Origin of the sequence: Flavobacterium sp. B183, from assembly GCF_023539155.1 — a bacterium.
Classification (GTDB): domain Bacteria; phylum Bacteroidota; class Bacteroidia; order Flavobacteriales; family Flavobacteriaceae; genus Flavobacterium; species Flavobacterium tructae.
The window spans coordinates 3,626,783-3,642,866 of the sequence record NZ_CP097434.1; the positions used below are offsets into that span (position 1 = coordinate 3,626,783).

Genomic DNA, 16,084 nt, shown 5'->3' on the forward strand with positions numbered 1-16,084 from the left:
AATTAAAATTTATCTAGGATTTTTTTCAATACCGTTATCTGACGCTCTAAGTGGTATTTGTAAGGCTCTGCGTTTATCATCTTTTTCCAGAATGTTATTTCTTTCTATTTTTCCAAATGCAAGTGTATTATGCGTTACTACAAGATTAAAACGTTTAATATCAAACCATCTGTGTCCTTCTTGCATAAATTCTCTCCTACGTGCTTCAGCAATTGCTTTTATATAAGAAGTTTGTACAGGGGTTAAGGTGTAAAAAGGGGTGAATTCATTTGGGATAACAGGATATTTAGCTACAACGACTCCTTCATTTAATAAATCTGTCGCTGCATTATAGCCACTAGTTCTGGTGCCTAAAAAGTAACCCAACTCCGTATTGGCTTCAGCCATTTTGTTTTTCATTACTAATGCTTCAATCCTATTCAGATACACATCATCATTGCTAAACAAAACAGTAGCAGCATAAGGTACCCCTACACCAGATGTTAGATTTGTGATTTTGAAGTATTCATAAACTTTTGGAAAATAAACAACTGTACCTCCGTCATATTGACCACTAGTAAATGTTAGATTGGCTTTATTCCACATATTTGTACTGTTGCCAAGAATTTCATTAGATCTATTTGCAGCAAGAGAAAATCTATAGCCAACCGCCCTGTTTGCAAGTGAATTTGGATAACTAATTAATAAGTTGGTTTCCCGATCTGCACTTGAATATTGAATGTCCCTTTGGGCAAAAGCCGTACCAGTATAAGTTGGCCAGTCTCTAATTTTTGTTGGTTTAGAACCTAAACTTTCTGAATACTCCAGTACTTTATCCCAATCTCCTTTTATCAAATAAAAACGAGTAGCAAACGCTTTACTCGCATCCACGGTAAAATGATATTTTGGTTCTTTGTAATTATTGGTTACATATTTTAACCCCTCTATAATATCCTGCTCAATAAAATCAAAAACTTCTTTTACGCTATTACGTTTGTACTGAACCAGTAACTCACTTTCGGGAGATTTAATGTATGGAACCCCTAAGTCTGTTGTAGCGGTGGCAGGATTGTAACGATTTGACCATAGAGAAACCAGCATAAAGTGATTGTAGGCTCTGGCTATTAAAGCTTCTCCTTTTTGAGGATTTAGACTAGCCGGACTCCCGAGCTTTTCAATGGCTTCCAGTGCCTGGTTTGCTGCTGCAATTGCTTCGTAAGATGCTACCCAGAATTCTGACTGGGAATCAAATCCAATCTGAGTGTGCATTTCCCAGTTGAAACTTTGTTCGTTATATAAATTAGTGCGCGATTGTAGCTCACTGTCAAAAACATTGTCAGACATTGCTTCTGCAAGAACCATATACGTTTTATTAGGGTAAGCCGAAACTAATAATTCCGAAACTTTTTCAGGAGTATCTATTTGAGTTCTGTTATCCGGTACTTCTGAAAGATAATCATCACAACTTGTAATACCGGTTAACACTAGTAAAGACAATAATATTTTTATATTTTTCATAGTCAATAAATAGTTAAAATGAAAGATTAATTGCAAAAGTATATTGCGATGTAATTGGGAAGGCAACCCCACCAGAGTTACGGAATTCAGGATCTTGTCCGTTTAATTTTTTGTCTGAATAAATCAACCATGGATTAACTGCTGAAGCTTTTAAACTAAAGGTGCTCAACCCTAACTTTTTCTTAAAATCGCTAGGAAATTCCCATCCCAATGATATATTTTTTAATCGTACAAAGTCACCACTTGCAATTCTGACATCAGAGAAATTATAAGTGTTATAGGCTATCTGTAAATTATTCGCTCCATAATTTCTGTTTAACAGTTTATCCGCAATAACCGGTACATTTGTATATTGTTCGTCACCAGGATTAATCCATCTGTTAGCAAACTCTTTAGTAAAAACAGTCAAATCAGTATATTCATTGTTGTACACGGGGTTCAGTCTTATTTTGTTTCCTCCCGATCCTACGATGAAAACATATAAGGACCAGCTTTTGTAACTAAAGGTATTGGCTAAACCGATTGATTTATTTGGTTCTACTGATCCTTCGTATTTTAAATACTTAGTAACATCATTCGTGTCCTGAAAGTTAGCTTCCGTGATATTATTTTCGGCTCCGTCTTGTAATTTAAAGGTTGGTAAGCCTTGATTATTTAGCCCCGTAAATTGATAAGAATACAATGAGTTTCTAGGGTGTCCTACGGTATTACCCCCATTTGCAGCAATTAAATTAAATACTGACGGTTTATTGGCTAGTTTTGTAATTTTTTGATCGTAAACAGAGAAGTTTAATGTCGTAGACCATTTAAAATCTTTGGATACAATATTTTGAGTTGTAAAACCAACTTCAAGACCTTTTGTGTGCATATCGGCATTGTTTCCTTGTTTGACACTTTCTCCACCAACACCTGATGTAATTACAAAATCGATAAGATCAAATGCTTTACGGCTGTAAACATCTGCTGTGAACTGCACTCTATTTCTAAACATTCCAAGATCTACACCAATATTAGTTTCAAATTGTTTCTCCCAAGTCAAATCTTTGTTTTGCAAATTAGCGATACGAATTGCATTTTCTCTGTCCGCTGTATTGAAACGATCTGTGATAAAGCTTCTATAAATGGCTAAAGAATTTGTTGCAGGTCCTGCAGTGGCGGTCAAACCATAAGAAGCTCTAAGTGCTAATGTGTTAACGGACTCCACATTTTTCATGAATTTTTCTTCTTTAATGTTCCATTTACCACTCACAGTGTACGTAGGCAGCCATCTTGAAGAACCTGTATCACCTTGTCTGTTTGAACCATCATAACGACCTGTAACAGATGCGGTATAACGACGGTCGTAGGTATAACCCACTTTTCCGAAGAAACCCACAGTACGCTCTCTTTCAGCACCAAAATCATAATAAGAGTTTCCTTCATTTACCAATTTCTCAATCAATTTTGGCTCGACAAAAGCGGTAAGTCCTTTTTGAAATTGAATTCCAGCCGCTGTAAAATTGTCATTATTTCTATCTACTGATCTGAACTCAGTTCCAAAGAAACCTTCAATTTCATGTTTGTCATTTAACGTATTTCTGTAGGTAATGCTATTTCTAACATTGTAGGAAGTTAAGTCATTAGTAAACTTACGCAAAAAACCACCATTGGGTAAAACCGAAGTTTTTAGTGCCGTTAAATCATTAGGATTCTGATACAAAAATACGTTAGCATTTTGAATCAAAGCATTTGGATTTACAGTTATACCAGCATTATAAGCTCCAACAACATTTGAGCCTTCATAGATTCTGTGCTCTCGTGATGTGTTGGCATAACGCGCCGAACCGGTAAAGTTGTAGGTTAAATTTTTGTTTATTTTGTAATCTATGTCTGCCTGAAAACGAATATCATTTACTTTAATACCAAGTTTATTATTTTGTAATTCTTTAATGATATTCATTGGTGCCCAGTTGTTTTGATAATACTCATAATTACCGTTTTCATCATAAGGTCTAAGTGTTCTGCTTGTGCTTAAAACATAATTAAACGGGTTAATATCAAAATCTCTGCTAACTTTTCCGAAAACCACATCATCTTTACTTTCATACGAACCAGGAGCTCCCTGATCACGGATAGAAGCAAGAGTTGATAGGGTAATATTTAATCTGTCGTTAATATAAAACGTTCCTTTTAGGTTTGATGATAGTTGTTTGACATTATCAGCAATAGACCATCCCGGATCTGTATAGTATCCTAGAGAGCCATAAAATGTGTTGTTTTTTCCACCACCAGAGAAGCTTAATGAATGGTTTTGTGTAATAGATGGTCTAAATAAGACTTTAAACCAGTCTGTATTTCCTAATTCGTATTTTCTCAAAAATTCATTAATGAAGGGCTGCTCATTTTTGACTCCATATTGTCCATTAGTTTGATCGTAACGATTTATTTCTCTAGCCAGGGTACCATAAACGCCACTAAATCTAGCTGTTAATGAAGAGCTTTGGTCCAGGTAACCTTTACCTCTCATTTCCTGAAAAATACTCATTGATTCCTGAGAATTTAAAATGTCATATTGTGTGTAACTTGGTACAGTTCTTATGGTATTTTCAACAGAATAACTTATTTTTAAAGGAGAATCTCGGCGGCCTTGTTTGGTCGTTACCACTACTACTCCATTCAACGATCTTGAACCATAGATTGAAGTTGCAGATGCATCTTTCAAAATTTCAATACTTTGAATGTCATTAGCGTTTAATCCAGCAATGGCAGAACTCAATAAAGTAGAGGAGTCACCCGACGCTAAATCTGCAAAGGTAACGTTGATAATATCTTCTTGTACCACTCCGTCAATAACCCATAAAGGTTTTGTATCTCCAAAGATGGATGAAGATCCACGAACCGTAATTTTAGGTGTCGTACCAAAAGATCCTGTAACGTTTTGTACAGTAACACCGGCAGCTTTACCTTCAATCATTCTGCTCACATCTACAACACCATCGACTTTTAATTCACTGCCGGAAATTTTACTGATTGCTCCTGTAAAAGTTCTTTTTGAAGTTTTTTCATAACCTGTAGTAACTACAACTTCCTTTAGATTTTGCCCCGCCTCATTTAAGACAATTGTTGGTGTCGTATTTCCGATTCCAATCTCTTTTGTCTCCATACCAACATAAGAAATAACCAGAGCGGTACTGTTTGACGGCATTTCAATCGAAAACTTACCATCAAAATCTGTTAGTACAGCAATTTTAGTCCCTTTGGCTAATACAGTCGCTCCCGGTAACGGAGTACCACTGACATCCGTAACGGTACCCTTAATAATCGGACCTGCAGCAGTTAAGCTTTCAAATACTGAATTTGATGTTTCAGCACTTGTAAAAGGAACTACTGATACATTTTTCTGCAGAATTATCTGATTGCTTACTTCGGTATAAGTGATATTAAATGGCAATAAAATTCGATTCAAAATACTTGACAAAGTTTCATTGTTAGCATCTATGCTAACTTTCTGATTCAATTGTGGCAATCTTGAATTGTAAGAAAATTTTACGTTTGCAGACTTTTGTAGTTTAGACAAGGTGTTGTCTAAAGTTAAATTGGTTATATTAATTGTAACTTTAGTATCTAATTTCTTTTGTCCATTTACATCATTTGCCATAGCGACACTTGAAAACACGAGTGCCAGAACAAACTGAAATAGTGTTATTTTCATGATTCGATGGAGTAATCGTTGTTTAACAACTGGTTTTTTCATAATTTTGGTTTGTTTTAATTAATACTGTTCGAGTGTATTTTAAGAAACATCCTCAATTACTCTTTACAGAGAGTAATTTGATTCATTTAAGTGTCGATAATGTTACAGCATTTCGGCACTTTTTTTATGCATTTTCTTTTACATAGGCGCTATTATTTTTTTGTTTTGGTTATTTTTCTATTCTTTAAATTTTAAAAACCAACTTTACAATTACAGTTGTAAAGTGTGATTAGTTACATCCGTCAGATATTATAACGATTTGATTTCCATTCATTTCAAATGTGGTTTTATTGCCAATACTGTTACAGACAATTTTTAATTTTTCCATCAAAGGCTGATCACTAAGAGAAGTGGTGAGGTGACAGTCTTTCAGTTTATTTTTTGGATAATCAATGTCTACAAGGTAGGCCTGCTCTATGGTTTCAAAAATTTGTGATACCGGAATATCGGTAAATTCAAAACTCAGCTGTTCAATATTTCCAACACTACGGGTTAGGACTACATCCTGAGTGATATTTGTAATTTTATTAAAACTTAAATCTTTACGTTGAAAACGTAACGCCTGATTAGGTAATAAAACAACTTCATGATCATCTGATTTTGAAACCAAATCGTTTGATTTTACCCTTACTTTACCGGTGCGAACCAAAACTTCAACATCAGGTTGATCAGAATAGGCCTTGACTCTAAAACTAGTTCCGACTACCTTCGTAACAATTTCGTTTGCGTAAACAAAGAAAGGCTTTTTAGGATTTTTACTAATTTCAAAGAAACCTTCGCCGGATAAATACACCTTTCTTTCATTTCCGGTAAAGATCTTAGGATAACTCAATTTACTATTAGGCTGTAATAAAACCGAACTACCATCAGATAAAGTAATAATTTGAGCTTTGTCTGAATTATTAGTTTGTTCGACCAATCCTTCCTTATTTTCACTAATTAACTCATTGTAGGTTACTTCTCCACCAACGGTGACTATTTGATTGTGATATATCCAAACTGATCCTAAACCAAGAATTAAAGCAGCGGCAATACCGCTAAGAAAATATTTCTTAAGAAATTTTATTTTGGAACTTGGGGTTGAATTGTTCTGATTCTCTTTCTCTTCGATTTTAATCCAGGTGGCCTGCAAAGCATGATGAAGGTCTACAGGAGATATCGGCTGATCCGGCACTTTCATGGCCAACAACAATAATCTTGCGTCTTCTACCAGCTTAGCGCGCTGACGACTCTCTAAAGTCCATTCTTCCCAACCATCATTGTCTATTTTGGATAAAATCCATGACTGGAATGATTCATCAGATAAGAAATCTTCAATTTCGATAAATTTATTACGTTTTTGCATCTAGAAATAGGGTTACAAAAACATAGAGGACGGCTTTCTTATTATATACTCACCAAATTGTGATTTTTTTTTAATTCTGTACAAATAAAACTAAAAAGTAGCAGAAGAAAGAAGAAGAATTAACGAAACACTACCCTTCCATTCCTTGCGAAGAGTAAGTAAACCGCGGTGTAGTAAGTTGCTTGCTGATTGATAATTTACCTCCAGCATATCGGCAATTTGATCAACCGTTAAGCCTTGATGATATCTTAAATACAAAGCTTCTTTTTGTCTTGCCGGTAAATTGTTTAATAATTTATTCAAATGAATTACTTTTTCTTTTGTAGCATAATCATCATCCATGAGATCATGTTCTACAGAGAACTCTAAAAGAAAAGCAATTGAATCTGTGCTTGCAGACTTGCGAAAAATATGATCACGTTCGTATAAACGGGCAATACGTTTGCGCACACTCGACAGTAAATAGGCTTTTACTACAACTGAACTCTGAAGCCCATTTTTGTAAACCCAAATATCTGTAAAAACATCCTGAACACAATCCTGTACCTTTTCAGTATTTGAAGAAAGAGAGTTTCCGTAGTTTACCAGATCACCATAGTATTTTTCAAACAACAGAGAGAATGATTTTTCGTCTCCATTTTTCAAGTTAGTCCAAAGCGTAAGATCGTCTGATGTTTTGAATTGTAGAGTTTTGGTATTCATATAAAATCGCAATAGAATTCTTGAAAATAAGTACTGATTTTTAACATAAAGAATAAGATTTTTTAACATTATTCTTTACATCTGTGCGATAAATATATAAAAGCAAACATACAAAACAAATTTTTTAATGTGAGAAAAGTGAACATTTAACATTTGAAAAGAGTTTTTTTTATTGACTTAACGGGGTTTAGCACATAAAAGTAAAATTTAAGCTAATCTTTTATTTTTTCTAAATGTCAGATTTTACAGCCATAGTTCTTTAGCTTTTTTTTAACATTAGCTTAGATGATTTGTTTGTATTTTATTCTAAAGTAGTACCTGCCGATCAAAAAAGTAACTATTCCAAATTCAAATATTAAGCAACAAAACATTGGACTGAAGCAGTACTAGAATCGGTATAATATCTGACAAAAAAGATACTTTACCGGTTTCTCACACCTAGCAGCCTCTGTGTGTTTTCAATAAGCGATGTACCTTTTTTAAAAGTATCAAATCTATATTTCTATGTGTTAAAAAAAAAGCCTTACTAAAATATTTAGTAAGGCTTTTGACGATTTTATATGGAAGTTTTCTTTTAGAAAGCTACATTCCATCTAGGTAATTTTGCATTTTCATCTAAGAAATTCTGCAAAACCTGTCCTTCTACTGTAGTTGGAATTCCTTTTGAATCTGCATTGAAAGTTTCGAACCAAACTACTTCAAGAGCAGCAATATTTTCTAATTTCATTTGTGCTGGCCAAGAGTATTTTCTTCCCGTTTTTGCAAATTGATGTCCGTTTACAATTTTATCGTACAATCCGCCGTTTTTACTTTTCAAAGTACCATCATTCTGAACAGTTCCGGTAGATCCTACCATGATCAATTCTTTTGCATTTCCTTCAACTGCATAAACTACAAAAACACCTGCACCTCCTTCAGGAGCGTTACAAACTTGTTCTAAACTGTCTTCAATTGTAAAAGTAAAGCTGCTGCTTACTTTAAATTTTTCTAATTCTTTGTACATATTTTTATTTTTAAGTTTCTAAGATGCTGAGATGCTTAGATACTAAGTTTTTTTGATTTATCCCTCAGGACTTTAAATGTAAAAAAGTCTCAACAGAATATTGAGACTTTTTTGGAATTTATTATTTTAAATACCCGGAATTATCCAAGTACTTCTTTTACTTTTTTACCAATTTCAGCTGGTGAATCAACAACGTGAATTCCGTTGTCTCTCATGATTTGTTTTTTAGCAGCAGCAGTATCATCAGAACCACCAACAATAGCACCTGCGTGACCCATTGTTCTACCTGCTGGAGCAGTTTCTCCGGCAATAAAACCAACAACTGGTTTACGGTTACCATCAGCTCTTACCCATTTAGCAGCATCAGCTTCTAATTGACCTCCAATTTCACCAATCATAATGATGATTTCAGTTTCTGGGTCGTTCATTAATAATTCAACTGCTTCTTTAGTTGTAGTTCCAATAATTGGATCTCCACCAATACCAATAGCAGTAGTAATTCCTAAACCTTGTTTTACAACCTGATCAGCAGCTTCGTAAGTTAAAGTTCCTGATTTAGAAACGATACCAACTGTTCCTTTTTTGAAAACGAAACCTGGCATAATACCAACTTTAGCTTCACCCGGAGTAATTACACCAGGACAGTTTGGTCCGATTAATCTTGAATTTCTTTCTTTAACATAGTTATTAGCTTTAATCATATCAGCTACAGGAATTCCTTCAGTAATAGCAATAATTACTTTAATTCCAGCGTCAGCAGCTTCCATAATTGCATCAGCAGCAAAAGCTGGCGGAACAAAAATGATAGATGTATCAGCTCCGGCTTGTTCTACAGCATCTTTTACTGTGTTAAAAACCGGACGGTCTAAATGGCTTGTTCCTCCTTTACCCGGAGTTACACCACCAACAACATTTGTACCGTACTCAATCATTTGAGAAGCGTGGAAAGTTCCTTCGCTACCTGTAAATCCTTGAACAATTATTTTGGAATCTTTATTAACTAAAACACTCATGATATATATTTTATGTAGTTTTTAAAATTGTGATGCAAAAGTAAGGTTTTGTAACGTATTTTAACCTTTTTGTCTTTAAAAAAATTAAGAAAATTGACTCATTTGATAACCGCGATATAATTTATCATCTTTTATTTGCCAAATTGTGGCAAAATGAGCTAATAACATCTCTTCTCTAGGGTTCTCAATCGTTTTTACAAAGTGAGAATATCGTATTGAAACTAAGTCTTCTTCGGCAATGATATGGCTAATTCTAACCTTTGAACGAACATAAGCACGGCTAAGCTCATTGGCCATAGCCATCATAGAATCATAATCCATCTCAATCAATCCTTTGGTGCTGTTCCAGTCTAACTTTACTTCCGGATGTAAGTAAGCTTTCATGATTTCGCTATCAATTAAGGCATCTGACTTGTAAAATTTTTGAACAAATTCTTTTATAGACATAATTACTTCAATTTATTTAGAATTTCAGGAATCTTTTTGATATTGGCCATTTGTTTTAACTTTTCTCTCGATTCTTCGATTGGGGTTCCGAAATAAGATTTTCCTCCTTCAACCGATTTGGTAACTCCAGTTTGCCCCATAATAACAGCCTTTGCTCCTATTGTGATGCCACTGGTGGTTCCTACCTGTCCCCAAATGGTAACTTCATCTTCAATTACGACGCATCCGGCAATACCGGTTTGTGACGCAATTAAGCATTTTTTACCAATTACAGTATCATGTCCAACATGTACCTGATTGTCCAATTTTGTACCTTCACCAATAGTAGTGTCACCGGTAACACCTTTGTCAATCGTACACAGTGCTCCTATGCCAACATTGTCTTCGATAACGACTCTACCTCCGGAAATTAACTGATCGAAGCCTTCAGGACGTTTTTTGTAATAAAAAGCATCGGCTCCTAAAATAGTTCCGGCATGAATCATTACGTTGTCGCCAATTACAGTATGATCGTAAATAGTAACATTAGGGTGAATCAGACAGTTTTTACCAATGGTAACATTGTTTCCGATAAAACAGTTGGGCTGAATTACAGTGCCTTCTCCGATAGTTGCAGAGAGTGCAATCGACACATTTGTGCCTTGAAATGGTCTGAAGTGTTTGGTTAAGATATTAAAATCTCTGAAAGGATCATCAGAAATTAGAAGGGCTTTACCTTCAGGACAATCTACTTTTTTGTTGATTAAAACTATAGTAGCAGCCGATTGTAATGCTTTGTCATAATATTTAGGATGGTCAACAAAAACAATATCTCCGGCTTCAACGACATGTATCTCGTTCATGCCTAAAACTGGAAAGTTTTGGTCACCAATAAATTCGCAATCAAGCAAATTTGCAATTTCTTGTAAAGAATGACTCTTTGGAAATTTCATATATTTATTTAGTTTTCAGTCTCAGTTTTCAGTCTCAGTTTTCAATCTGCATTAACAAACTGATAACTGCGACTGAAAACTGAAAACTTATAAAAACTACTCCTTTACACGCTCCATGTAAGAACCTGAAGCTGTATCAATTTTAATTTTATCACCTTCGTTGATGAACAAAGGAACGTTTACAGACGCTCCAGTTTCTACTGTCGCATTTTTTGTAGCATTTGTAGCTGTATTTCCTTTTACTCCCGGCTCAGCATAAGTAACTTCAAGAATTACAGAAGATGGCATATCTACTGATAAAGGCAAGTCAGTTTCAGTATTTACCTGAACCATTACACTTGTTCCTTCTTTCAATAATCCCGGAGCATCTAAAATGTTTTTATTTAAAGAAATTTGCTCGAAAGATTCTGTGTTCATAAAATGAAATTCATCACCTTCAGCATATAAAAACTGGTAGTTATGTGTTTCTACACGAATAACATCAATTTTATGTCCTGCAGAAAATGTATTATCCAATACTTTCCCTGATGTTAAACTTCTTAATTTTGTTCTTACGAAAGCAGGTCCTTTTCCAGGTTTTACGTGAAGAAATTCAACAATTTTAAAAATATCGTGGTTGAATTTAATACACAATCCGTTTCTAATATCTGATGTAGATGCCATTTTGTTTTTGTTTTATTTATTTCTTGTTGAATCGTTGAATCGTTTAACTATTTATTCCTATAAACGATTCAACAAATAAACGATTAAACTTATTTTAATAGTTTCCGGAATACCCTTTCATGATTCCTCTTGACGAATTTCGGATAAAATCCAGAATTTCATCTCTTTCAGGAGTTGCTTCCATTTCAGCTTCAATAATACTTAAAGCTTGTGTTGTGTTGTAATTCTTTTGGTATAAAATTCTATAAATTTCCTGAATTTCTCTGATTTTCTCAGTACTGAAACCTCTTCTTCTTAAACCTACTGAATTAATTCCTACATACGACAAAGGTTCTTTTGCTGCTTTTGTATAAGGAGGAACGTCTTTTCTAACCAATGATCCACCCGAAATCATAGCATGATCTCCGATATGAATAAACTGATGGATCGCTGCCAAACCACCAATTACAGCATGGTTTCCAACAACTACGTGACCTGCCAATGCAACACCATTTACAATGATGGCATTATTACCAATTTCGCAATCGTGTGCAATGTGAGCGTAAGCCATAACCAAACAGTTATTTCCAAGAATAGTTTGTCCGGAGGCCACTGTACCTCTGTTGATCGTAACACATTCTCTAATCGTACAGTTATCTCCAATAATAGCTAGAGAATCTTCTCCGCCGAACTTTAAATCTTGTGGTACCGCAGAAATAACCGCTCCCGGAAAAATATTGCAATTTTTACCAATACGAGCACCTTCCATGATCGTCACATTTGAACCAATCCAAGTACCATCACCAATAATAACATTATTGTGAATTGTTGTAAAAGGTTCAATTACAACATTTTTAGCGATTTTAGCGCCAGGATGAACATATGCTAATGGTTGATTCATATGTGTTTTTTATATTTTAAATTAAAATAGTCTAATTTGGGCAACAAACCTAAACAATAAAATTGATTAATTATTATTGTTTTCTCGCAATTTGAGCCATTAATTCTGCCTCGGTTACTAATTTTCCATTTGCGTAAGCATTTGCCTGCATATGACAGATTCCTCTTCTGATTGGAGAAATCAATTCGCATTTGAAAATTAAGGTATCACCCGGCAATACTTTGTGTTTGAATTTGACATTATCAATTTTCATAAAATAAGTCAAGTAATTTTCAGGATCCGGAACTGTGCTTAAAACCAAAATTCCACCCGTTTGTGCCATTGCTTCCACAATTAACACACCCGGCATAACCGGCGCCTCTGGGAAATGTCCAACAAAGAAATTTTCATTCATGGTCACATTCTTCAAACCAACCACATGACGATCAGACATTTCGATAATTCTATCAATCAACAAGAACGGAGGTCTGTGAGGAAGCATCGCCATGATTTTGTGAATGTCCATCAATGGCTCCTGATTTAAATCATAAACAGGTACATGATTTCTTTGTTCTATCTTGATAATTTTAGCTAACTTCTTAGCAAACTGTGTATTTACAAAATGCCCTGGTTTGTTAGCGATAATTTTTCCTTGTATACGAACTCCGATAAGAGATAAATCTCCAATTACATCAAGAAGTTTGTGTCTAGCTGCTTCGTTTGGATAGTGTAAAGTAAGATTATCAAGAACACCGTTAGGTTTTACCGAAATTTCATCTTTCCCGAAAGCTTTCTTTAAATTCGCCATCGTAGACTCAGAAATTTCTTTGTCTACATATACGATTGCATTATTTAGATCACCACCTTTAATTAAACCGTGCTCTAATAATGACTCTAATTCGTGTAAAAAACTAAAAGTTCTTGAACTTGCAATTTCATTCTTAAAATCGGCTATACTTTTCATTGTAGCATTTTGAGTACCTAAAACTTTAGTACCAAAATCTACCATTGTAGTCACTTGATAATCATCGCTTGGCATTACCAAAATCTCACTTCCGGTCGTTTCATCTGTAAAAGATATTACTTCTTTTACCACATAAACGTTACGTTTAGCGTCTTGCTCTTCTATTTCAGCTTTTTCAATTGCTTCCACAAAATATTTTGAAGAACCATCCATGATAGGAAGTTCTGAAGCGTCTAATTCTATAATAACATTGTCAAGATCACATCCAACTAATGCCGCCAAAACATGTTCAGGAGTTTGAATTTTTACGCCAAGTTTTTCTAAATTAGTACCTCTTTGCGTATTAACAACATAGTTAGCATCAGCCTCAATGACCGGCTGACCTTGCAAATCTACTCTTACAAAAGTGAAACCATTATTTATTGGAGCAGGTTTAAAAGTCATTGTAACTTCTTTCCCAGTGTGTAATCCAACGCCTGTTAGTGAAATTTCATTTTTGATGGTCTTCTGTTTAACCATTATTTCCATTTTTTGGGTTTATTATTTGTTTTTTTAATTCTTCTACTTCGGAAACTATTTTAGGCAGATTCTTAAAATGAACATACGATTTGTTAAAATCAGTATAACCAAGAGACGGTGTCCCTTGTAAAATTTCATCATCTTTAATGTTTCTTGCCACTCCTGATTGAGCCTGCAATCTCACATTGTTACCTATAGTCAAGTGTCCTGCGATACCTACTTGTCCGCCAATCATACAGTTCTCGCCAATTTTAGTTGAACCGGCCACGCCCGATTGCGCTGCAATTACAGTGTTTTTGCCAATTTCAACATTGTGCGCAATCTGAATCTGATTGTCTAATTTAACTCCTTGTCGGATAATCGTCGAACCAAGAGTTGCTCTGTCGATGGTAGTGTTAGCACCAATATCAACATTATCTTCAATAATAACATTACCAATTTGTGGTACCTTACTGTATACTCCTTCATCATTTGGTACAAAACCAAAACCATCCGCACCAATAATAGTTCCGGAATGAATAGTGCAATTGTTACCAATTATAGTTTCGGAATAAATTTTAGCACCTGCAAAAATATACACATTATCGCCAATAACAACATTATCTCCAATAAAACTGTTCGGATAAATTTTTACATTGTCGCCCAGAACCACATTTTGTCCAATATAACTAAAGCTTCCTAAATACAGATTCTCGCCATATTTAGTTCCTTCTGTTATAAAAGACTGTGCTTCTATACCGTTTTTATTCAATTTAACCTGATTGTAAAACTGTAAAAGTTTAGAGAAAGAAGCATAAGCATCTTCCACTTTTATTAAAGTTGTAGTGATTTCCTGTTCCGGAATAAAGCTATCATTAACAATTGTTACAGATGCTTTAGTAGTATATATGTGATTGATATATTTTGGATTGGCCAAAAAAGTAAGCGATCCCTCCTCACCTTCTTCTATTTTAGATAACCGAGAAACTTCTACATTGGGATTCCCAACAACTTCTCCTTCTAAAATTCCCGCTATTTGTTCTGCTGTAAATTTCATTGCGACAAAAATATAAAAAATAGATTTTAAATGTTAATTTTAGATAAGTTGTTTTGGGAAACAGATGTAATATTTTGTCACCAATTTAGATAACGACCTCAAATTCAATTGATCAGACGCTTCTACAACATCTTCGATTGTTTTGTCTTTTTTGAAAATTCGTATGGGTTCAGCTTCTTTGCTATAAGCCTGATTTTTAATTTTTCCGCCAAAAATAAAATATCCGGCTTCTAATTGTGTAATATGATGTTCGTTAGCAAATTCTTCTTTCAGCGATTGTAATTCTTCGGCAGGTATTTTTTCTGCGGTAAGCTTGATTTTAAGTAAATCTCTATTAATAAGCATTTTACTTAAAGTTGAAAGTATAAAATCATTGTGTTTTTGCCAGGCTTTTAAAGCACTAATAATATCAAAATCATCCAATTGGGAGAATAAATCTAATTTTTCAGCATCAAAATCCTCCAGAGTGACTCTGTTCTTCATAAAATACAAAAGTGGCTCACTGCACGGCAGAATTATGCCTTTTAAAGTAAGTTCTTTAGCTCTTTTTAACACCTTCATCAAAATCAATTCGGCCACTAGACTCGTTTTATGCAAATAAGCCTGCCAGTACATCAATCTTCTTGAAAGCAGAAACTTTTCGACAGAATAAATTCCTTTTTCCTCAATTACCAAAGTACCGTCAACTACATTCATCATCTGAATCAAACGTTCAGAATTTACATTTCCCTCGGCTACACCGGTATAAAAACTATCTCTTTTTAAATAATCCATTCGGTCCATGTCGAGCTGACTTGAGATGAGCTGCAACATAAATTTTCGGTGATAATCACCTTTGAAAACCTGAATGGCCAGACTCAGTTTTCCCTCAAATTCTTCATTGAGTTTATTCATAAACAGCAATGAAATGGCTTCATGATGCACATCTTCTACAATACTCTTTTCCATGGCATGCGAAAAAGGGCCATGGCCAATATCGTGCAGTAAAATGGCAATATACAATGCATTCTCTTCTTCAGCCGAAATTGCAACTCCTTTAAAACGAAGTGTATCTACTGATTTTTGCATTAAATGCATGCAGCCTAAGGCATGATGAAAACGCGTATGATTGGCACCGGGATAAACCAAATACGATAAACCCATTTGCGAAATACGGCGTAAACGCTGAAAATACGGGTGCTGAATTAAATCGTAAATAAGTTCGTTCGGTATGGTGATAAACCCGTAAATGGGATCATTGAATATTTTTAACTTATTGATATGAGTCACTATTTGGTTATTTTTAGGTGAACAAATATAAGTAATTAACCATAAACAACTTTGCGTTTTTTACTTAAAAATCAACAAATGTTCCCTTTGAAAATCAATATA

General features: G+C 34.6%; 13 protein-coding genes. All 13 read right to left on the minus strand.

Annotated elements, in window-relative coordinates:
* Positions 1 to 9 precede the first annotated feature (9 nt).
* Entirely contained in the window at positions 10 to 1,497 is a 1,488-nt protein-coding gene (locus tag M4I44_RS15425) for a RagB/SusD family nutrient uptake outer membrane protein (protein ID WP_249965266.1), read from the minus strand.
* Between the two features lie 13 nt (positions 1,498 to 1,510).
* Positions 1,511 to 5,230, minus strand: coding sequence for a SusC/RagA family TonB-linked outer membrane protein (locus tag M4I44_RS15430; RefSeq protein ID WP_249965267.1), 3,720 nt, complete (start codon positions 5,228 to 5,230; stop codon positions 1,511 to 1,513).
* Between the two features lie 229 nt (positions 5,231 to 5,459).
* Positions 5,460 to 6,575, minus strand: a complete 1,116-nt coding sequence (locus M4I44_RS15435; RefSeq protein ID WP_249965268.1) for a FecR family protein — start codon at positions 6,573 to 6,575, stop codon at positions 5,460 to 5,462.
* A gap of 90 nt (positions 6,576 to 6,665) precedes the next feature.
* Positions 6,666 to 7,277: an RNA polymerase sigma factor gene (locus M4I44_RS15440; protein WP_249965269.1), complete on the minus strand. Its 612-nt coding sequence runs from the start codon at positions 7,275 to 7,277 to the stop codon at positions 6,666 to 6,668.
* A gap of 574 nt (positions 7,278 to 7,851) precedes the next feature.
* Positions 7,852 to 8,280 carry a hypothetical protein gene (locus tag M4I44_RS15445; protein WP_070908092.1) on the minus strand — a complete coding sequence of 143 codons (429 nt, stop codon included), beginning with the start codon at positions 8,278 to 8,280 and terminating at the stop codon, positions 7,852 to 7,854.
* A 140-nt stretch (positions 8,281 to 8,420) separates the two neighbouring features.
* Entirely contained in the window at positions 8,421 to 9,293 is an 873-nt protein-coding gene (gene sucD / locus M4I44_RS15450) for a succinate--CoA ligase subunit alpha (RefSeq protein WP_017497509.1), read from the minus strand.
* Between the two features lie 84 nt (positions 9,294 to 9,377).
* A complete protein-coding gene (locus M4I44_RS15455) occupies positions 9,378 to 9,740 on the minus strand; it encodes a nuclear transport factor 2 family protein (RefSeq protein WP_202704250.1) in 363 nt (120 codons plus the stop codon).
* 2 nt (positions 9,741 to 9,742) lie between these two features.
* Positions 9,743 to 10,672, minus strand: a complete 930-nt coding sequence (locus tag M4I44_RS15460; protein ID WP_249965270.1) for a UDP-3-O-(3-hydroxymyristoyl)glucosamine N-acyltransferase — start codon at positions 10,670 to 10,672, stop codon at positions 9,743 to 9,745.
* Positions 10,673 to 10,768: 96 nt separating this feature from the next.
* Positions 10,769 to 11,335 (minus strand): elongation factor P, encoded by a 567-nt coding sequence (gene efp / locus M4I44_RS15465; protein ID WP_017497512.1) that lies wholly within the window; start codon positions 11,333 to 11,335, stop codon positions 10,769 to 10,771.
* Positions 11,336 to 11,429: 94 nt separating this feature from the next.
* Complete coding sequence (gene lpxA, locus M4I44_RS15470) at positions 11,430 to 12,215, minus strand: acyl-ACP--UDP-N-acetylglucosamine O-acyltransferase (protein WP_017497513.1); 786 nt, start codon at positions 12,213 to 12,215, stop codon at positions 11,430 to 11,432.
* A gap of 73 nt (positions 12,216 to 12,288) precedes the next feature.
* Complete coding sequence (locus M4I44_RS15475) at positions 12,289 to 13,677, minus strand: bifunctional UDP-3-O-[3-hydroxymyristoyl] N-acetylglucosamine deacetylase/3-hydroxyacyl-ACP dehydratase (RefSeq protein ID WP_026110093.1); 1,389 nt, start codon at positions 13,675 to 13,677, stop codon at positions 12,289 to 12,291.
* Complete coding sequence (lpxD, locus tag M4I44_RS15480; protein ID WP_017497515.1) at positions 13,670 to 14,713, minus strand: UDP-3-O-(3-hydroxymyristoyl)glucosamine N-acyltransferase; 1,044 nt, start codon at positions 14,711 to 14,713, stop codon at positions 13,670 to 13,672. Before lpxD ends, M4I44_RS15475 begins: the two co-directional genes overlap by 8 nt.
* A gap of 39 nt (positions 14,714 to 14,752) precedes the next feature.
* Positions 14,753 to 15,982 (minus strand): HD domain-containing protein, encoded by a 1,230-nt coding sequence (locus M4I44_RS15485; RefSeq protein WP_089077629.1) that lies wholly within the window; start codon positions 15,980 to 15,982, stop codon positions 14,753 to 14,755.
* Between the last annotated feature and the right edge of the window lie 102 nt (positions 15,983 to 16,084).

Coding starts and splice junctions, on each gene's coding strand:
- M4I44_RS15475 (WP_026110093.1), bottom strand. CDS start 13,677: ATGGTTAAACAGAAGACCATCAAAAATGAAATTTCACTAACAGGCGTT.
- M4I44_RS15460 (WP_249965270.1), bottom strand. CDS start 10,672: ATGAAATTTCCAAAGAGTCATTCTTTACAAGAAATTGCAAATTTGCTT.
- M4I44_RS15430 (WP_249965267.1), bottom strand. CDS start 5,230: ATGAAAAAACCAGTTGTTAAACAACGATTACTCCATCGAATCATGAAA.
- M4I44_RS15455 (WP_202704250.1), bottom strand. CDS start 9,740: ATGTCTATAAAAGAATTTGTTCAAAAATTTTACAAGTCAGATGCCTTA.
- efp (WP_017497512.1), bottom strand. CDS start 11,335: ATGGCATCTACATCAGATATTAGAAACGGATTGTGTATTAAATTCAAC.
- M4I44_RS15440 (WP_249965269.1), bottom strand. CDS start 7,277: ATGAATACCAAAACTCTACAATTCAAAACATCAGACGATCTTACGCTT.
- lpxA (WP_017497513.1), bottom strand. CDS start 12,215: ATGAATCAACCATTAGCATATGTTCATCCTGGCGCTAAAATCGCTAAA.
- M4I44_RS15445 (WP_070908092.1), bottom strand. CDS start 8,280: ATGTACAAAGAATTAGAAAAATTTAAAGTAAGCAGCAGCTTTACTTTT.
- M4I44_RS15435 (WP_249965268.1), bottom strand. CDS start 6,575: ATGCAAAAACGTAATAAATTTATCGAAATTGAAGATTTCTTATCTGAT.
- lpxD (WP_017497515.1), bottom strand. CDS start 14,713: ATGAAATTTACAGCAGAACAAATAGCGGGAATTTTAGAAGGAGAAGTT.
- M4I44_RS15425 (WP_249965266.1), bottom strand. CDS start 1,497: ATGAAAAATATAAAAATATTATTGTCTTTACTAGTGTTAACCGGTATT.
- sucD (WP_017497509.1), bottom strand. CDS start 9,293: ATGAGTGTTTTAGTTAATAAAGATTCCAAAATAATTGTTCAAGGATTT.